Source organism: Azospirillum sp. B510 (assembly GCF_000010725.1).
Lineage (GTDB): Bacteria > Pseudomonadota > Alphaproteobacteria > Azospirillales > Azospirillaceae > Azospirillum > Azospirillum lipoferum_B.
On the sequence record NC_013854.1, the window covers coordinates 3,123,314 to 3,143,084 of the forward strand.

Annotated in this window: 14 protein-coding genes; 13 read left to right on the forward strand and 1 reads right to left on the reverse strand. The window is 65.2% G+C overall.

What is annotated here, in order from left to right; translation table 11 throughout:
• Positions 1-91: 91 nt before the first annotated feature.
• The 6 genes from AZL_RS14540 (at position 92) to AZL_RS14565 (ending at position 9,340) form a co-directional block, all read left to right on the forward strand.
• Entirely contained in the window at positions 92-967 is an 876-nt protein-coding gene (locus AZL_RS14540) for an SDR family oxidoreductase (protein WP_012975278.1), read from the forward strand.
• Positions 968-1,136: 169 nt separating this feature from the next.
• On the forward strand, positions 1,137-2,888 hold the full coding sequence (locus AZL_RS14545) for a hypothetical protein (RefSeq protein ID WP_042443250.1): 1,752 nt from the start codon (positions 1,137-1,139) through the stop codon (positions 2,886-2,888).
• A 183-nt stretch (positions 2,889-3,071) separates the two neighbouring features.
• Entirely contained in the window at positions 3,072-4,202 is a 1,131-nt protein-coding gene (gene dnaN, locus AZL_RS14550) for a DNA polymerase III subunit beta (protein WP_012975280.1), read from the forward strand.
• Between the two features lie 64 nt (positions 4,203-4,266).
• Complete coding sequence (gene recF, locus AZL_RS14555; protein WP_012975281.1) at positions 4,267-5,451, forward strand: DNA replication/repair protein RecF; 1,185 nt, start codon at positions 4,267-4,269, stop codon at positions 5,449-5,451.
• Between the two features lie 90 nt (positions 5,452-5,541).
• Complete coding sequence (gyrB, locus tag AZL_RS14560; RefSeq protein ID WP_012975282.1) at positions 5,542-8,025, forward strand: DNA topoisomerase (ATP-hydrolyzing) subunit B; 2,484 nt, start codon at positions 5,542-5,544, stop codon at positions 8,023-8,025.
• Positions 8,026-8,494: 469 nt separating this feature from the next.
• Positions 8,495-9,340 (forward strand): IS5-like element ISAzs16 family transposase, encoded by an 846-nt coding sequence (locus AZL_RS14565; protein WP_012975283.1) that lies wholly within the window; start codon positions 8,495-8,497, stop codon positions 9,338-9,340.
• Between the two features lie 75 nt (positions 9,341-9,415).
• Here AZL_RS14565 and AZL_RS14570 read toward each other — a convergent pair whose 3' ends face one another.
• Entirely contained in the window at positions 9,416-10,555 is a 1,140-nt protein-coding gene (locus AZL_RS14570) for a helix-turn-helix transcriptional regulator (protein ID WP_012975284.1), read from the reverse strand.
• Between the two features lie 697 nt (positions 10,556-11,252).
• Here AZL_RS14570 and AZL_RS14575 point away from each other — a divergent pair.
• From AZL_RS14575 to AZL_RS14600, 7 genes are all read left to right on the forward strand, one after another.
• Positions 11,253-12,761, forward strand: coding sequence for an amidase (locus AZL_RS14575; protein ID WP_012975285.1), 1,509 nt, complete (start codon positions 11,253-11,255; stop codon positions 12,759-12,761).
• Positions 12,762-13,060: 299 nt separating this feature from the next.
• Complete coding sequence (locus tag AZL_RS14580) at positions 13,061-14,038, forward strand: SphA family protein (RefSeq protein WP_197540138.1); 978 nt, start codon at positions 13,061-13,063, stop codon at positions 14,036-14,038.
• Positions 14,039-14,438: 400 nt separating this feature from the next.
• Positions 14,439-14,825 carry an IS110 family transposase gene (locus AZL_RS37615; protein ID WP_012975287.1) on the forward strand — a complete coding sequence of 129 codons (387 nt, stop codon included), beginning with the start codon at positions 14,439-14,441 and terminating at the stop codon, positions 14,823-14,825.
• Complete coding sequence (locus tag AZL_RS37620; RefSeq protein ID WP_197540139.1) at positions 14,734-15,213, forward strand: IS110 family transposase; 480 nt, start codon at positions 14,734-14,736, stop codon at positions 15,211-15,213. The genes AZL_RS37615 and AZL_RS37620 overlap by 92 nt, the downstream gene beginning before the upstream one ends.
• Positions 15,214-15,761: 548 nt before the next feature.
• A complete protein-coding gene (locus tag AZL_RS14590; protein WP_012975289.1) occupies positions 15,762-16,598 on the forward strand; it encodes a nucleotidyltransferase domain-containing protein in 837 nt (278 codons plus the stop codon).
• Positions 16,599-16,610: 12 nt separating this feature from the next.
• Positions 16,611-17,696: an AAA family ATPase gene (locus AZL_RS14595; protein ID WP_012975290.1), complete on the forward strand. Its 1,086-nt coding sequence runs from the start codon at positions 16,611-16,613 to the stop codon at positions 17,694-17,696.
• A gap of 7 nt (positions 17,697-17,703) precedes the next feature.
• Positions 17,704-19,527 (forward strand): vWA domain-containing protein, encoded by a 1,824-nt coding sequence (locus tag AZL_RS14600; RefSeq protein WP_012975291.1) that lies wholly within the window; start codon positions 17,704-17,706, stop codon positions 19,525-19,527.
• Positions 19,528-19,771: the final 244 nt, after the last annotated feature.

A 19,771-nucleotide genomic window follows, 5' to 3' on the forward strand; every position in this document is an offset into this window, starting at 1 on the left:
CCATCGCCGGGCGGGGCGCAAGTCCGCAAGGCTCCCGCCCGCGTTACACACTCCACCCCTTTCCTTGCCGCTCCAACCGGAACCGCCCGTGATGACCGATCCCCGCCTGTTCGTGTTCGGCCTCGGCTACAGCGCCCGCGTCTTCGCCGAGAGGCTGCGCGCCGAAGGCTGGCGCATCGCCGCCACCTGCCGCGGCGAGGAGAAGAAGGCCGCCTTGGAGGCCGAGGGCATCGAGGCCTTCCTGTTCGACCGAGGCCGGCCGCTGGCCGACGCGCGGGCGGCGCTGGCCGGCACCACCCATCTGCTGGTCAGCGTCCCGCCGGACGGCAAGGGCGATCCGGTGCTGGATCAACACGCCCGCGATCTGGCCGACCTGCGCACGCTGGACTGGGCCGGCTACCTCTCAACCACCGGTGTCTATGGCGACACCGGGGGAGAATGGGTCGGCGAGGCGGCGTGGCTGAAGCCGACCGGCGAACGCCAGAAGCGCCGGGTGGAGGCCGAGCGCGGCTGGCTGAACTTGTACCGCCAGTATGGCGTGCCGATGCATCTGTTCCGGCTGGCCGGCATCTACGGTCCCGGCCGCAGCGCCATCGATTCGGTGCGCGACGGCACGGCCAGACGGGTGGACAAGCCGGGTCAGGTCTTCTGCCGCATCCATGTCGACGACATCGCCAACACCCTGCGCGCGTCGATGGACCGGCCGACGCTGGGCGCGGTCTACAATGTCGCCGATGATCTGCCGAGCCCGTCGCACGAGGTGGTGGAATATGCCTGCCGCCTGCTGGGGGTGGAGCCGCCGCCGCTGGTCCCCTTCGACCAGGCGGAGATGTCGCCGATGGCCGCCAGCTTCTACGCCGATTGCCGCCGGGTGAGGAACGACCGCATCAAGCGCCAGCTTGGCGTCACCCTGACCCATCCCGACTACCGCGCCGGGCTGGAGGCGCAGCTCGCCGCCGGACTGTAGCCGAAGAGTTGGGGAAAAGGTGACGCTGATATTACAAAGCAATGAACCGACATATTCCGGTAATCGCAAAATCCAGCCAAGGACACGACGGCGAACGGCAAGGGTTATTTAATAATCTCCCGTGATCATGGGCGTCCAGGCGACGACGATTCCGCGAGGTGTTGGACGCATGAGCAGCACGCCGACGGTCACGCCCTCCCTCCCCTCCGCCACACCGGCGGTGGCGAAGGACGCGGACAGGGAGAGGGCGGACACAAGCGCCTTCCGCCGCCAGATGGACGAGGTCGTGGCCCGCATCCCCATGCATGCCATCCGCTCGGTGCTGGACGCGGTCGAGGGGGCGGCCAGCCCGAATTCCGAACGGGCGCGCCATCTGCGCGAGGCGCTGGTCGACCATTTCAACCGCCTGCGGCCGATGAAGGCGCGGCGCCTGTTCACCAGCCTGTTCGAACCCTTCCTGGTCGACGACCCCATCCTCTACCGCTCGGGCGACTCGGTGCCGGCGCTGGTCCAGCGGGTGGATATGGGCGGCATCTGGACGGCGCTGACGCGCTACGCCTTCCCCGGCCTGGCGGCGGAGGTGCAGAGCCGGCTCGACGCCCTGTCGCGCGAGGCGATGCTGGACGCCGTTCTCACCTGCCCCGACGCGATGGTGATGCGCGAACTGATGCGCAAGGAGGCGCTCGACTTCCTCTACGCCATGGCCGGCGACCGCAAGCTGACCGACCGCTTCCTGGCGCTGGCCAACGAGGAGGCGCACCACGACGCGCGACTGCGCACCCAGTATCTTGGGCGCAAGGCGCCGATCGACAGCGACCTGCTGGGCTTCGTCCGCGCCCTGCTGGAGCACAACGCGGTGCTGGTGCCGCTGACCGAGCGCATGCGGCACGACATCGATGAAATGCGAAGGGGGGAGACGCAGGACGCCTCCGATCCCCGCTCCGCCGCCTATTCCGCCGAGGTCGATTGCCAGTCGGCGCTGATGGTCGGCTTCGTCCGCCGGGTGCGCGATCTCGGCCTGCCCTTCCGCGACCAGTCCCAGCTGCTGGCCTGGTTCGCCCCGCTCTACGGGCTGAACGTCAAGCGCCGCTACGACGTGTTCCTGCGCCATGTGCGCGAGCATGGCGGCCCGGCGGTCCGGGAATCGCATCCGCTGCCGCGCGCCCTGCTCTGCCATTTCACCGCCGCCTGCACCACGATCCGCGAGGTGGTGGACGGCATGTTCGGCGACATGGAGATCCAGGACGGCGGGGTGCTGTCGGCCCCCGTCCCGACCCGCGCCCTGCTGGGCGAGGCGGTGGACCGCTTCGACCGCGCGCTGACCGCCCTGTCCGGCATCGGCTTCCTCGCCAGCCGCACCACCGGCCCGGCCCTGAGGACGGAGTTGAACGCCGTCAGCCGCGAGTTGACCGGCACGGTGATGCCGGCGCTGGCCGCCCGGCTGCAGGCGGCGATGAACGCCCGCCACGCCCCGGTGCCCGACCATGAGGACATCGTCTGGCTGCTGGAGCTGGTGTGGCGCTGGGGCCGCTATCTCGGCAGCGCCGGCTACGCCAATCCGGAGTTGAGGTCGCTGCGCCTCTATGCGGTGGAGACCGGCCGCCTCGCCTTCATCCAGGCGATGAAGGCCGAGCCGCAAGAGACGCCCGGCCACCGCATGGCGCATCTGTTGCGCATCCGCCGGCTGATGGCGGCGATGGGCGAGACGGTGGACGGCTGGATCAGCCCGGTCAGCCAGGGGCTGCAACGGGTCGTCCACAGCTATCTGGAGGAGGTCGAGACGATCGCCGAGGATGAATGGGCGGTGATCGACGCCTTCGTCGCCAGCGTGCGCAGCGAACTCAGCCGGTCGCGCAACTGGCAGAGCGCCGACTTCGTCGACCTGCTGCGTCTGCATGAGGGCAGGCGGCGGGAGGCGTGACGGTCGCAGGCGCCCGTCCTCGGCCAAAGGGCTCGGCCAAAGGGCCTGGCCGCAACAATTTGGTTCGACCCACCCGTCGATGTGGTATGATGCGCGCCCGCTCGGGGCGGGACGGCCGGACAACGGCCCGCAACCCCGGTGGGCCCGCCAAAAAGTCATTCCTCCCGCCGAGACGACGCCAGCATGAACATCACCATCGAACGCGCCGCCCTTCTCCGTTCCCTGGGTCACGTGCAGAGTGTGGTCGAGCGGCGGAACACCATTCCGATCCTGTCCAACGTCCTGTTGCGCGCGGGCGACGGCGAACTGTCGCTGGCCGCCACCGACATGGACCTGGAGATCGTGGAGACGGTGCCGGCGACGGTCGGCCGCCCCGGCGGCACCACCGCCCCCGCCCACACCCTGTTCGACATCGTCCGCAAGCTGCCCGACGGCAGCCAGGTGGAGCTGGACATCGGCGGCGACGGCACCATCCTGACGCTGCGCGCCGGCCGCTCGCAGTTCAAGCTGTCCTGCCTGCCGGTGGAGGATTTCCCGCAGCTGTCCAGCGGCGACCTGAAGCATAATTTCTCGGTCCCCGCCGCCGACCTGCGCGGGCTGATCGACCGCACCCGCTTCGCGATCTCCACCGAGGAGACGCGCTATTACCTGAACGGCATCTATCTGCATGCGGCCAAGAGCAAGATGGGCGGGCTGGAGACGCCGGTGCTGCGCGCCGTCGCCACCGATGGTCACCGGCTGGCCCGGGTCGAGATGCCGCTGCCGGATGGAGCCGAGGGCATCCCCGGCGTCATCATCCCGCGCAAGACCGTCACCGAAATCCGCAAGCTGGTGGACGAGGCCGCCGACCGCATCGAGCTGTCGATGTCCGACAACAAGATCCGCTTCGGCTTCGACAGCGTCGTCGTCACCTCCAAGCTGATCGACGGCACCTTCCCCGACTATGAGCGGGTGATCCCGGTCGGCAACGACAAGGTGATGGAGGTCGACGCCAAGCTGTTCGCCGCCGCCGTCGACCGCGTCGCCACCATCTCCACCGAGAAGAGTCGGGCGGTGAAGCTGTCGCTGGTGCGCGGCGCCCTGACCCTGTCGGCGACCAGCCCGGAATCGGGCAGCGCCACCGAGGAGCTGGAGGTGAATTACGCCGAGGCTCCGCTGGAAATCGGCTTCAACTCCCGCTATCTGCTGGACATCACGCAGCAGATCGAGGGCGAGGGCGCCCAGTTCACGCTGGCCGACGCCGCGTCGCCGACCATCATCCGCGACGTCGCCGACTCCACCGCGCTCTATGTCCTGATGCCGATGCGCGTGTGATGGGGTTGCGGGGATCCTCCCCGCCCCTGGCGGAACGGACCAGTTGCAGCACACGGCAGTCTCGATGAGCGGCGGTACCCCGGCGTCCGCCGCGCCCCCTCCTTTGGCACCGGCGCTGGCCGTCCGGCGGATGACGCTGACGCGTTTCCGCGGCTACGACTCCGTGCGGCTGGAGCCCGACCATCGCCCCGTCGCCCTGATCGGGCCCAACGGCGCCGGCAAGACCAATCTGCTGGAGGCCGTCAGCTTCCTCGCTCCCGGCCGCGGCCTGCGCGGCGCGCGGCTGGCCGAGGTCGAACGGCTGGGCTCGCCCCCCGGCGCCGGCTGGGCGGTGGCGGCGACGCTCGACACCCCGCTGGGACCGGTGGAGATCGGCACCGGCCGCGAACCACATGACGGAAACCGCGCTTCCGACCGCGACCGCCGGCTGGTCCGCATCGACGGCCATCCGGCCAAGGGCCAGACGGCGCTGGCCGAGCATGTCGCCATGGTCTGGCTGACCCCGCAGATGGACCGCCTGTTCCTCGAAGGGGCGAGCGGACGGCGGCGTTTCCTCGACCGGCTGGTCTTCGGCTTCGATCCCGCCCATGCCGGCCGGCTGTCGCGCTACGAGCATGCCCTGCGCGAACGCGCCCGCCTGCTGCGCGACGGCCGCTTCGACGAGGGCTGGCTCGGCGCGCTGGAGGACCAGATGGCGACCACCGGCATCGCCGTCGCCGCGGCGAGACGCGAGGTGGTGCAGCGGCTGCGCGCCGCCTGCGCCCGCTCGATCGGCCCCTTCCCCGCCGCCGACCTCGCCGTCGCCGGCACGGTGGAGCGCTGGCTGGACGAGGGGCCGGCGCTGGCGGCGGAGGATTCGCTGCGCGACTCCTTGCGCTTGGGCCGCCGGGCCGACGCCGATGGCGGCGGCGCCACGCTGGGGCCGCACAAAAGCGACCTCGCCGTCCGCCATGCGCCCAAGGACATGCCGGCGGCGCTCTGCTCCACCGGCGAGCAGAAGGCGCTGCTGATCGCCATCGTGCTGGCCAACGCCCGGCTGCTGGCGGCCGAACGCGGCGCCGCGCCGATCCTGCTGCTGGACGAGGTCGCGGCCCATCTCGACCCCGAGCGGCGCGCCGCGCTGTTCGGCGAAATCCTGGCATTGGGCGCCCAGGCCTGGATGACCGGCACCGACGAGGGGATTTTCAACCCCTTGGGCGAGGATGCCCGCCGCTTCCGCATCGAAGACGCCCACATCCGCCCCGGATAGGGACGAAAAGCTGGGCGAAGGCCCGGAAAAAAAGCATGCTGACGCACGCTAAACCGCCGAATCCGCAACCGAATCTGTTATAGTCGACGCATGGCACAGGAAGCACTGAAGAACGACCTCCCGCAGTCGGAGCCCCAGCAGGCGGACTATGGGGCGGAGTCGATCACCGTTCTGCGCGGGCTCGATGCCGTGCGCAAACGCCCCGGCATGTACATCGGCGACACCGACGACGGGTCCGGCCTGCACCACATGGTGTATGAGGTGGTCGACAACGCCATCGACGAGGCGCTGGCCGGCTATTGCGACAAGGTCGAGGTCGTGCTGAACGCCGACGGATCGGTCACGGTGCGCGACAACGGCCGCGGCATCCCGACCGACATCCATCCGGAGGAAGGCGTCTCGGCGGCCGAGGTCGTTATGACCCAGCTGCATGCCGGCGGCAAGTTCAACCAGAACAGCTACAAGGTCTCCGGCGGCCTGCACGGCGTCGGCGTCTCGGTGGTGAACGCGCTGTCGGAGACGCTGGATCTGCGCATCTGGCGCGGCGGCCGGACCTGGAGCATGCGCTTCCGCCATGGCAACGCCGAGGCGCCCCTGGCCGATGTCGGCGAGGCGCCGATGGTGCCGGAGAAGGGCAAGCCGCTGTCGGGCACCGAAGTCACCTTCATGCCCTCGGCCGAGACCTTCACCAACATCGAGTTCGATTTCGCCACGCTGGAACACCGGCTGCGCGAGCTGGCCTTCCTCAATTCCGGCGTCCGCCTGCTGCTGACCGACGCGCGCGGGGTGGAGCCGAAGGTGCAGGACCTGCATTACGAAGGCGGCCTCGAGGCCTTCGTCAGCTGGCTCGACCGCTCCAAGACGGCGCTGCACAAGCCGGCGATCACCCTGAAGAGCGAGCGCCCGACCGAGCATGGCGGCGTGGTGACGGTGGAATGCGCGTTGCAGTGGAACGACAGCTACCACGAGACGACGCTCTGCTTCACCAACAACATCCCGCAGAAGGACGGCGGCACCCATCTCGCCGGCTTCCGCGCGGCGCTGACCCGCGCCATCAACAATTACGCGGCCGAATCCGGCATCGCCAAGAAGGAGAAGGTCAACCTGTCGGGCGACGACGCCCGTGAGGGGCTGACCTGCGTCCTGTCGGTGAAGGTGCCGGATCCGAAATTCTCCAGCCAGACCAAGGACAAGCTGGTCTCGTCGGAGGTCCGCCCCGTCGTCGAGGCGGTGGTGGGCGAGGCGCTGGCCCAGTATTTCGAGGAGCATCCGGCCGACGCACGCCGCGTCGTCCAGAAGGTGGTGGAGGCCGCCGCCGCCCGCGAGGCCGCCCGCAAGGCGCGCGAGATGACACGCAAGAGCTCGCTCAGCATGTCGTCGCTGCCGGGCAAGCTGGCCGACTGCCAGGAGCGTGATCCGGCCCTGTCGGAGCTGTTCATCGTCGAGGGCGATTCGGCCGGCGGCTCGGCCAAGCAGGGCCGCTCGCGCCAGTCCCAGGCCATCCTGCCGCTGCGCGGCAAGATCCTGAACGTGGAGCGGGCGCGGCTGGACAAGATGCTGTCGTCGGCGGAGATCGGCACGCTGATCGCCGCGCTGGGCACCGGCATCAGCGACGAGTTCAACGCCGAGAAGGCGCGCTACCACAAGATCATCATCATGACCGACGCGGATGTGGACGGCAGCCACATCCGCACCCTGCTGCTGACCTTCTTCTTCCGGCAGATGCCCGACCTGATCGAGCGCGGCTATCTCTACATCGCCCAGCCGCCGCTCTACCGCATCAAGCGCGGCAACGCCAAGGAACGCTATCTGAAGGACGACCGGGCGCTCGAGGAATATCTGGTCGAGGCGGCGCTGGGCGACCTGTCGGTCCGGCTGTCGGACGGCACTCTGCTGATCGGCGAGCAGCTGTCCAGCCTCGTCGAGCAGGCCCGCACCGCGCGGCCGGCGATCGACACGCTGTCGCGCAAGGTCGGCAACGCCATGGTGGTGGAGCAGGCGGCGGTCGCCGGCACCCTGTCCGCCGCCCTGGCCGACGACAAGGCGGCGGCGGAGGCCGCGGCGCAGGCGGTGGCGGAGCGGATGAACGCGCTGGACGCCGACGGCGGCTGGCGCGGCGAGGCGCTGCCCCAGGGCGGTTATGCCGTGATCCGCGCCCGGCGCGGCGTCACCCACCGCCACCTGTTCGACACCGACCTGCTGAAGAGCGGCGAGGCCCGCCGCCTCGACGGGTTGGCCGCCGACCTGAAGCGGGTGTTCGGCACCGCCGGCCAGGCCTTCGAGAAGCAGAAGGAAACCCGCGCCCTGACCGGTCCGGTCGCGCTGTTCGACGTGGTGATGGAGTTGGGCCGCCGCGGCGTCACCATCCAGCGCTACAAGGGCCTGGGCGAGATGAACCCGGACCAGCTTTGGGAAACCACGCTGGATCCGAGCAAGCGCTCGCTTTTGCAGGTCCGCGTCAACCACGCCGATCAGGCGGAGGAGGTCTTCTCCACCCTGATGGGCGACGTGGTCGAGCCGCGCCGCGAGTTCATCCAGGACAACGCGCTGAAGGTGTCGAACCTGGACGTGTGATCCACCCTGTTTGGTCAATTAAGCAAAGAATGAGAAACCGGATCCTAAGTTTGAGAAATTTTTAACCGTCCTATCATCGGAGACGACGGTATCCCTCTCCGGAAGCGGAGAGCGAGCAAAGAGGGCGGGGCCAAGATGGCTCCGCCCTCTCTGTTTGCGCTGCCGGTTCATCACCAACTCTATGTGGCCATGATCAGTACTCGAACCGAATCCGATCAGATCACCCGCTCACAAGCCTCTTTGGTGAGAGTCTGATCCGAAATTAAGTTGAGTGGTATCAGCCGGTTAGCTCGACAGCGTGGCCTTTCGGTGATTCAGGGGTTTCGCCAAAAACAACCGTGCATCCCCGATGTGGACTGAGAGGCTGTCCGGTAAAATATTGACGAGATTGGGCTCGAATTTTTTGCGGGCAACGGGGCGTTGCCGGGAGTGTTGATCCGATATCCCTTTACGGTGGTGGAGGCCTGTCATGCCATGCCCACACGATCCCTATCCGTCTGACCTCAGCGACGATGAATGGGAAGTCGTCGCACCTCTCTTTTCCAAGAGCGAAAGGCGGGGACGGAAGCCGATCTATGATCTGCGCCGGATCTTGGACGGCTGCTTCTATGTTTTGCGCGGCGGAATTGCTTGGCGGATGATGGCGCATGACTTGCCGCCGTGGCGCGTAGTCTACGATCACTTCAGCCAATGGCGCAAGACTGGCAAGTGGGAGCGGATCAATGAGGCCTTACGTGAGCGTTACCGCGTGAGTCGGGGGCGTGATCCCCAGCCGTCGGCCGCCGTCATCGACAGCCAATCGGTCAAGACGACCCAAATCGGCGGACCGCGCAGCTACGATGGCGGCAAGAAGGTCACAGGCCGCAAGCGCCAGATCCTGGTCGACACCGAGGGCATTCTACTCAAGGTTGTGGTTCATTCCGCTGATCTCCACGATAAGGCGGGCGGGATGCTCCTGCTCGCTTGGCTCCACCTCCTGTTCCCGCGGCTCGTTCTGGTGTGGTCCGACACCCATTATCAAGGCTTGAAGGCGTGGGCAAAAGGTCACCTCGGCTGGACGATCGAAGTCGTCAAGCATTGGTGGACCGGCGTTCGCGGCTTCTGGTGTGCACCCGGCCAGGAACCACCCGAAGTTCTCACTGGCTTTCACGTGTTGCCGCGACGTTGGGTTGTTGAGCGATGCTTTTCTTGGTTGTTGACAAACCGCCGCTTCGTCGTCGATTACGAACGTCTACCGAAAACAGACGAAGCTTTTATTTATATGGCGATGGGGCGAATTTTACTCCGCCGCCTCGCAAAAGCCCTCCCAAATTAGCCAAAAACTCGATCCACCTTTTACCGGACAGCTTCTTACTCCTCCGGGAAACGGACCGAAGCAATGAGAAAATCCTCAGATCGGGACCACAAGCTGAGCGGCCGCCGAGCAAAGGACCCGGCGGACGAGATCGGCCTGCCGGTTAGTCCCCGTCTTGGCCAGAACTTGCTTCATCTGGAAACGGACTGTTCCCAACCCGACTCCACGGCGTTGCGCATATTCCTCCAACGTCAGCCCGGAGACGAAGGCGCTGGCCAGACTTGCCTCCGCCGCGGTCAGTCCGAACAGGGCGACCAACGCCTCGGCCGGAACCATTCTCACGGAGCGGTCGCCGCTGAGGCCGATCAGAACGAGAGGAGCGCCAGCCGTGCTCGACTGATCCAACCTGTCGAAAGACAGTTCCCAACGACAGCCATCGATATCGAGCGCCAGGAAGGTTGGCGCGACGCACTCACCCTGACGGCACAGGGCATCGCTCAATTTTTGCCGCACAACAGGATGAGACATATGCAACCGTCCTTCGCGGAGCTGCAATCCTCGTCCCTCCGCCATCTCGGAACGCGCTCTCTGATTGAGCCACTGGACGTGACCTGAATTGTCGCAAATGATCAGACCGCAGGGCATGCGTTCCAGATAGCTCTGCACCAGACGCTCCCCCGCAAGGCGGTTCATCGTGACCCGGCTAATCTGCATGGCTTGGGCGAAATGGGGGACCTTTGCCGCGAGACCTTCTATCTGGCGGCCGGAATAGTCATTGGCGTCGTCCGGCCGGCGATACAGTGAAAGGCCCATGTAATGATCTTTTCCAAGGCACAAGGCCCCTCCGAGAAACCGGCCGTACCCCATCAGCCGCATGCGCTCCTGAAGCTGACTCCTGACGGACTCCTCGTCTTGTGAGAATAAATCATAATCCGAGACTATCCGTCCTACGCCGGCCGATATTTTCCTGGCGTCGATGCGCGGATTTCCTTCATCTCTGATCAGGTTTCTGTAGCGCTCCATGTCGGTCCGTGAATCATAGACCTGCCAGATTGTTTCAACCTTCTTTCCATTCACGCGGAATTCCTGAAGAAGGGCATGCTCGACCTCGAATTCGGCACATACCCGATCCATTAGACTGTGCCACTCCGACGGAGCGCTGGAGCAAGCATAGAGTTGCAAAAGGAATGTGTCTCCGGGTTTGATGGCGTGACTGTTGGCTGGAATAGCGTCCACCACTTAACCTCCAGACAATTTCAGACTTCACTCCGCCGTTTCTCGTATTTCAAGCGGCACAAGACGGATTGGCAAAGGCGGAAGATCGGAGAGCCACATCGAAGCCGTGTAACACTTCCCTCAGGCCCGACGATCCGATGGCTGCAAATCAAGGTGCAATAATATTTTGGCATCATTTTGCAAAGCCTCGACATATTCCGGCGGAAAATAGATAATTCCGACGAAAAAGGCTGGGAAAACTATGGTTTCTTTATCTTGAAGAAGCCTTGACGTTCACCACTGTAATATCGCGGATCCCCATCCATCGATCAACAAAAATATAACAGAGCTCGACTGTTCGGTTATCGTACTGATGCCGGTGTGAGAGGGGGGTGGGACAGGCCGGATGGCTGGATAGTTTCGACAATGCAGCGTTGGGCCGAATCGTCCAGGTCTTTCGGAAGCTCTGCACTCTGAAAGGTTGCGCCGACAAAACAGTCATCATGTCAATGCTCCACACCCTCGGTGTGAGTTCTCAAAACAAGCTCCTGGGATGCCGATCATCGGGCATCATTTCTGTCAGGGACCGGCATTGTCCAGTCAAAGGCTATGGTTTTGTGAAACTAAATTTGCACCCTTATACCATATGGTAGATGAAGGGACGGCCACCGCCAGATGATCATTGATAAAAGTTCATAATCATTTGCAGGAGGCTTTTGTGCAGACAAAAACATCGAACAGCGCAAAAGAAACGCCGATACACTTCAAGTCTGCGACCGAGATCCTGAAGTTGCTTCGCACCCGGCAGATTGGCGCGGTCGAAGCACTGCAACATCACTTGGAGCGGGTGGAACGCCTCGACGGCGATTTGAACGCCGTGGTGGTCAAGGATGTCGAAAGCGCGCTGTGCGCCGCCCGTGAAGCCGACAATCGGTCCAAGACGGAGTTGCCGCCTCTGCACGGGCTGCCGATGACGATCAAGGAGGCCTTTGATGTCGCTGGTATGCCGACCACCTGCGGCTTCCCTCACCTTGCCGGGAACCGGCCGCGCCAGGACGCGCATGCCGTCGGCCTGCTCAAGGCGGCTGGCGCCGTCGTGTTCGGCAAGACCAACGTGCCCGTCGGAGCTTTCGATTGGCAGGCCTACAACCCGGTCTACGGCTCAACCAACAATCCCTGGAACACCGGACACACGCCGGGCGGATCCTCGGGCGGTTCGGCGGCCTCGCTGGCGGCGGGTTTCTCCCCGCTGGAACTCGGCAGCGACATCGGCGGATCGATCCGCGTTCCCGCTCATTTCTGCGGTGTTTACGGTCACCGACCCAGCTATGGTCTGGTGCCCGCGCACGGACATGTCCCGCCCATGCCGGGAACTCTCATCCGCTACGAGTTTGGGGTCAATGGTCCGCTTGCACGCTCGGCGCAGGACCTCGAACTTGCGCTCGACCTGATCGTCGCTCCGGCGGAGTTGGAACGTCCCGCCTCGCGCCTCGCCATTCCGGCGAGCCGTCACGAGCGTCTACAGGATTTCCGGGTCGCCGTGTGGGCCGACGACAGCGCCTATGCCGTCGACACCCGTTGCCTTGACGCGATGCGCTCCTATGTCGACGATCTCCGCAAGCTTGGAGTCACGGTGGACGAGAAGGCGCGGCCGGATTACGACTGGAAGGCATCGGCCGATCTGTACTTCGACATCATCATGTCGATCTGCGCCAGCAGCATGCCTCCGGAAATCCTGAAAATGCTTGCTGATACGGCCGCAGGACTTCCCCCGGAGGATTCGGGGTACCTGGCGCGGATGGGGCGTGTCCTTCAGATGCGCCATCATGAATATTATAGAATCATGCATGAGCGCGAAGTTCTTTATCGCGCGTGGCGCGATTTCTATTCACGCTACGATGTCCTGATCTGTCCGTCCTTCCCGACCGTCGCCTACGAGCATGATCGCCGCGGTGACGGCGGCAGCGATCCGTTCACCGTCGGAGAATCCCGCTCGCACATGGTCAATGGCCGGCCGATTCCATATTGGGACGGGTTGCATTGGCCGTCGATGGCCGTCGTCGCCAATCTGCCGGCGACTGCCGTGCCGACGGGACGTTTTATCGACGGACTGCCGATGGGGGTTCAGATCATGGGACCCTATTGCGAGGACCGTACGCCTCTGCGGTTCGCTCAATTGGTCGAGCGGGAGCTTGGCGGCTTCATCGCTCCTCCGTCCTACCTGTAGGCGGCTGCTTTACACCACTCCACACGGTTTGATTGACGCCCGATGCGTGGATCGGGGCCGGCTTGCAAGCGCGTTCGATCGAGCTGCATCTCGTCCCGATCCGTGCTTTGCGCGGGCTTCGTCATCTGCCCGCGGATGAATAAGTAAGCAGAAAAACGCTTCGCAAAACAACACCCTGACATAACCGGAAATATGGCGGAAATAATACCAACAATAACCCGCCCCATCGCGTTTCCGGAACCCTTGATCGATAAAAACAGAAGCATGGAGGTCAATCAATGAGAGACGCAGCACGCACCATGATCGCCAACGCGTTCATCATCGCGGCAACCCTGATCATGTCGTCAGTGGCTTCGAAGGCCATCGCGCAGCAATTGCCCGATCTGGTGAAGCCGCCGGCCGGAATCAATCTCGGAAGCACCAGCTTCTTCGACGGCTTCGGTCCACGCGAGACGGGATTCGTGTATGTCGCCTTTCCGCGCTTTACGTTCGGCAACGACATCACGGACGCCAAAGGCAAATCGTCCCGCGCCTTCAACGACCCCAAGGTCAACACACAGGTTCTCGTATCTCAGTTCTCGTACTTGACCCCGTTGGAGGTCGGACCGACGAGACTCGGATTCAACCTGTTCGTTCCATTGGTCAATTTTGCGACGAGCTTCGATTCGCCGGGACTGAAGCTGCGGGACAATGGTTTCAATGTCGGCGATCTCACGTTTGGCACGTATCTGCAAGGAAACCCAATCATCGACGAAGGCCGCCCCGTCTTCTCCTGGAGGGCTGAAATCGATGCCATCGCGCCAACAGGGGCTTTTGACAAACACAAGGACCTTAATCAAGGCTCCGGATTCTGGTCGCTCATACCGTACCTGAGCGCCACCTACCTGCCAACGGAAAATACTGAAGTTTCTATGCGATTCAATTATATGCATAACTTCAGCACGGACAAGTTCCCCAACCCGCCCCCCATCCCCGGCTTCAAGTTCGACAACGGGCAGGCGGGACAGGTCGGCTGGGTCAACTTCGCCGCTTCGTACAGGGTCTTGCCGTCACTGGCGCTCGGCTTGAACGGCTTCTATTACAAGCAACTCACCGAGAATAAATTGAACGGCGTATCAATTGCGGACAGCAAAGCTGAAATGTTGGCCATGGGTCCAGGCGCTCATATCAGCATCTCGGAAAAGTCGTTCTTGAACGTCAATCTCAACCTGCCCGTTATCAACAAGAATGCGATCAAGGGGCCATCACTCGGACTGCAGTATGTGAAGGTGTTCTGACCTCGCCCAAGGCAGCAATCCGATCGTGCCCTTGAGCGTGGTGTAGGAGTTGGGTCGCTCACCGGGTGAACTGATGGTGTGGATGCCCCCTCTCGTCGGCATCGGAGTATGCCAGGATGCAGTTGTCAGGCGCGCCCTAGAACTGCCGCCCTGGCGACACGAAGGCTGCCCCCCGGTTGCCCCGGTGGGCCCACAGGCTTGATCCTCCTCGGGCTGGAAAACCGCCCGTCGGATCAAGCCTATGGACTACCGGGACAACCTGAAGCCCATGCTGCGGTAACGATGGCAGAGGGGGCGGCACTCGTGTCGCCAGGGAAAGGAAGCCTGTGCGACCAGCCACCATTGGGGTCGCATTGGCCTTGCGGCTGGTCATGAGGTTCGGCTCATTCCGCCGATTTACGTGAAGCCGTTCGTCAAGCGGCAGAAGAACGATGCCGCCGATGCGGAGGCGATCGCGGAAGCGGCACGCCGCCCGAACCTTCGGTTCGTTGCGGTCAAAAGCGCCGAACATCAGGCGCGCGCCGTCACCTTCCGCACCCACCAGTGTTTCGTGAAACAGCGCACCCAGCTCATCAATGCTCTGCGCGGCCATCTGGCGGAATTCGGGGTGATCGCTCCCGGCGGAGCGACCAATGTCAAGCGGTTGGAGCAGGCGACCCGCGAGGAGGGCACCGACCTGCCGGCAGTCGTGCGAGATGGCCCGCTTTTACCTCGAACAGATTGCGGCTCTGACGATCAGGATCGACGAGTTGGTTCAGCAGCTGCAACTGGCGTCCCGCACGGATAGCTTTCTGCGGCGCCTGTGCACGGTTCCAGGCGTTGGTCCCGTGACGGCCGGCGCCATTGCCGCCTTCGCGCCTGACTTGCGGACCTTCTCCAACGGCAGGAACTTCGCGGCCTGGCTTGGGCTGGTACCGAAGCAGCATTCGTCCGGCGGCAAGACCCGGCTGGGCGGCATGAGCAGGATGGGACAGGAAGACATCCGCAAGCTGCTGATCGTCGGCGCCATGAGTTGCATCCGATGGATCTGCCGACGCGGCACGAACCCGGACAACTGGCTCGGCCGTCTCTTGGCCCGCAAGCCACGCATGGTTGCCGCCGTCGCCCTGGCCAACAAGATGGCGCGCGCCATCTGGGCGATGGTGGTCAAGCAACAGGATTATCGGACAGCGTGATCCGGAGGACGCGAAAGGCGACCGACGGATTGCGTTGCGGGCCATCCGGCCCGGGCAGGAAGATCGGCTGACGGTGTAGGCGGCAAGGACTTCAATGTTCAGATGGAGAGATCCAGTCCCGGGGGCGCGAGCGTCACAGCTCTCTGAACCGATGTGGGCTCCATCTTTCGAACAGCATACCGGCCCGTGGCCTTGTCAGGCCACATCATGAGGCCTGACACACGACCGATAGAATGCCCGGCACGCCCTACAATGTCAGAAGATTCCTCTTGCTTAACCGGGGGCATCCACACACGAGCAGGACCGGTCGGGAAGCGCCTTCGCCATCGCGTCCACCATTGTGCCTCATCGTCACCGCCATGATGACGGCGGCCATGGACAGAATCGGTCACCCTTGACCATCGGCGTAATTGCATCCGATATCGGATTTGTTTATCCGTCCCTCGCACGCCACCCATCCGTGCATCCTGCAAGAAGACCTGACCGAATCAGACACCTCAACGCGGTAAGTGTGCCATCGGACCGCTTCCAGCCTGTAGAGCCTGCCCATGACTTTCGATCGCATCCCCGCCACCGTCCGCCAGCGCATCGGCGCCAAGCTCGACCGGATTGAACTGGACAGCGGCGTCCGCATCCTGCTGGCGGTCGAATCCGGCAGCCGCGCCTGGGGCTTCGCATCACCCGACAGCGACTATGACGTGCGTTTCCTCTATGTCCGGCCGCTCGACCGCTATCTGAGCCTGACCAGGGAGCGGGATGTCATTGAATTGCCCATCGAGGACGATCTCGACATCAACGGCTGGGACATCAGCAAGGCGCTCTCCCTGCTGGGCAAGGCGAATCCGGTCCTGTTCGAATGGCTGGCCTCGCCCATCCGCTACCGCGCGGACGAGGAATCGGTGGATCTGGTGCAGGCGTTCGCCGGCCGGGTCGCGCACCGGACGGCGGCGATCCACCATTACCGGAGCCTGGCCTCCAGCAGCCTGAGGCGTCACATCGATGGTCAGGACCGGGTCCGGCTGAAGAAATATTTCTACGGCGTGCGTCCGGCCTGCGCGCTGGCCTGGTTGCGCACGCGGCCGGCGGACCGGCTGCCGATGGCGCTCGGCGCGCTGATGGATGGCCTCTCCCTCTCTCCCGCGATTCGCGACGCGATCGGCGGCTTGCTGGCGCGCAAGCAGCAACTGTCCGAAATCGGCGAAGGCCCACGGATCCCCGTTCTCGACGCCTTCATCGCCTCCGAGGTCATGGCGGCGACCGCTTCCGACCCCGGCCCCACCGAAAAGGCGGCCCTTGCCGCCGAAGCCGACCGGCTGTTCCGCCGTCTGGTGCGCGGCCCCATGCCGCAGAACCCGGTGGGCATAGCCGACCATCCCGCTTCCTGAACCGGAACCTCCATGTCCACGTCCTCGCCGGAATCATCCCCCGGCTCGCCCATCGCTCTGACCCCTGCCACCCTGCCCGAGTTCCTGCTGGCTGTCGCCCCGGTGCGCCCGGTCTATATCAAGGGTCCGCCGGGCATCGGAAAATCCAGCCTGGTCACCGACTTCGCCGCCGCTGTCGGGCTGGATTGCGTCACCCTGCTCGGCAGCCAGATGCTGCCCGAGGATCTGCTCGGCGTTCCCCGCATCGAGGATGGTCGCACCCGCTTCTGTCCGCCGGCCCGCATCGCGCGCGACACCCCCTATTGCCTGTTCCTGGACGAGTTGCCCAACGCCTCCAAGGAGGTGCAGAAGGCGCTCTATCCGCTGGTGTTCGAAAAGCGGATCGACGATTACGTGCTGCCGGCCGGGTCGGTGGTGATCGCCGCCGGCAACCGGGCCGAGGACGCCGCCTTCGTCAATCCGCTGTCCAGCGCCCTGCTGAACCGGTTGGTCGTCGTCGAGCTGCGGGCGTCGGCGCGCGAATGGCTGGACTGGGCGCGGCGCAACGCGGTGCACGAGCAGGTCATCCGCTATGTCGAGGCCCGCCCCGACCATCTGTGGAGCCGCCCGCCGCGCAGCGAGGAGCCCTTCTCCACCCCGCGCTCCTGGCACGCGCTGTCCGACGCCATGGCGGCCTTCGGCGACGCCCTGACCGACGAGTGGGTCGGCATTCTCGCCGCCGGCTGCCTGTCGCCCGCCCATGCCGTCCAGTTCCGCGCCTTCCTGCGCCAGTCGCGTCTGCGCTACGACGTCGCCAAGCTGCTGAAGGGAGAAATCCGCTGGCCGGACGCGCCCGGCGACCGCGACGTCCTCTATTTCCTGTCCCAGTCCTTCCGCGCCCATCTGGTCAAGGAACTGCCGGCCGAGCCGGCGGGCATCAAGCCGCCGCACCGCGAACTCGCCCATGCCGCCAAGGCCCTGCTGCGCAGCCTCGCCGCCATCAGCCTGGAGATCGCCCAGGGCGTCGTCGCCGCCGACGAGGATGACCGCGGCATTCCCGGCTGGTTCCTGGCCGAGGTGGTGCGCGACCTGCCGCGGCTCGCCGCGCAGGCCCGGTGAGGCGGCGATGGGCAAGCGCCGCAGCGCCGACAGGACCGTCTCCGATCCGGCGACCCTTGCCTTCCGGGACGGTGTCGCCCTCCTGGCCGGGCATCCGCTGACCGCGCCGCTTCTGCATGCCGCCCACCTCATCCGCAGCAAGGATCGACCCTGGCCCTATGGCGCCGCCGCTTGGTGCGTCGTCACCCCGGCGGGCGACATCGTCTGCAACCCGGCCCGGCGCGGCACCCCGCAGGAGTGGGCGCGGGCGGTGGCGCATGCCCTGCTGCATCTTGGCATGGAGCATTTCCAGGACAAGGCGAATCCCCGGCTGTGGAACGCCGCCTGCGATGTGGTGGTCTGCCGCCTGCTCGACGGCTTCGGAATTTTCGCCGACGTCGCTGGCGATGCCGCCGGTGAAACCGTCGATCCGACCCTCATCCCCGATGCCGGCGAGGCGGAGCTTTACGGCTGGATGGTCGCCCACGGCTGCCCGGACAGTGTATGGGCGCTCGGCACCGCCGGACCGCATCCCGACATGGTCGATGCGCCGGTGGAGCGCTGGCGCGGCAAGATCCGCTGGGCCGACCTCTTCGTCGACGGCATGCGGGAGGCGGTCCGGCGCGCGGTGGCGGTGGCCGGCGGGCGCATCCTGCGGTTGGACGCCAAGACCGAACAGGTCAGCGCCGCCGAGGAGGCGCGGCGCTGGTTCATCGACCGCTTCCCGCTGCTGGGCGCCATCGCCGCCGCCTTCCGCATCATCGAGGATCCGGTGGCCTGCCGCTCGCTCGACGTGTCGGTGGCCGCCGTCAGCGACATGGCCGGCGAGATCTATGTGAATCCCGCCCACGGGCTGTCCCCCGACGAGCTGCGCTTCGTCATGGCGCATGAGTTGCTGCATGCGGCCCTGCGCCATCTCGCACGGCGGCGCGGGCGCGACGCCTTCCTGTGGAACGTCGCCTGCGACTACGTCGTCAATGGCTGGCTGCTGGAAATGGCGGTCGGCGCGATGCCCGCCGGCCTGCTGCACGATCCGCAACTGAAGGGGATGTCTGCCGAGACCGTCTATGACCGGCTGTGCGGCGACCTGCGGCGGGCGCGCAAGCTCGCCACCCTGCGCGGCGCCGGGCTGTGCGACATGCTGGAGGAGCGCCGGGGCGGGCCGCCGCCCGGCTCCGGCGACTGGACCGACCTCGACGCCTTCTACCGCCGCGCGCTGATGGACGGGCTGGAACTGCATCGCGAGCGCGGGCGCGGCACCATCCCCGCCGGCCTGATCGAGGAGATCCGGGCGCTGGCCCATCCCCCGCTGGAGTGGGACGTCGAGCTTGGCCGCTGGTTCGACGAGCGCTTCTCCCCGATCGAGACGGTGCGCAGCTTCGCCCGGCCCAGCCGCCGTCAGGCCGGCACGCCGGACATCCCGCGCCCCAGCCGGCGCCCGGCCTTCGGCACGGTGGAGGATCGCACCTTCGGCGTCCTGCTCGACAGTTCGGGGTCGATGGACCGCATCCTGCTGGGCACGGCGCTGGGCGCCATCGCCAGCTACGCCACCGCCAAGGACGTGCGTCATGTCCGGGTGGTGTTCTGCGACGCCGCCGCCTACGACCAGGGCTATCTCGACGTGGTGGAGATCGCCAGCCGCCTGACGGTGCGCGGACGCGGCGGCACCGTGCTGCAACCCGGCATCGACCTGCTGGAGGATGCCGAGGATTTCCCCAAGGACGCCCCGCTGCTGGTCATCACCGATGGGGAATGCGACAGGCTGACCATCCGCCGCGACCACGCCCTGCTGATCCCGGCCGGCAGACCCCTGCCCTTCGCGCCGCGGGGGCCGGTGTTCAGGGTGAGGTAAAGAGTGAATACCCACTTCCAGGAAAAATGCGTTAATCTCCTCTTCGAGGAAGATTGCGTTAAGCCAAACTTTCTTATTGTCAGAGAGGTTGAGATTCGCTAGCGTAAGAGCGTGATCGGGGGAAATGGTTGCTACGCCACCCCGATCACGCATCACAGGAGAAAGATATGCAAGTCAGAAGAGTCTGATGTCAGCGGGCCTCGCCATTAGGCAGCTAGCCGGCTGCTGCAATGACGCAGGCCCG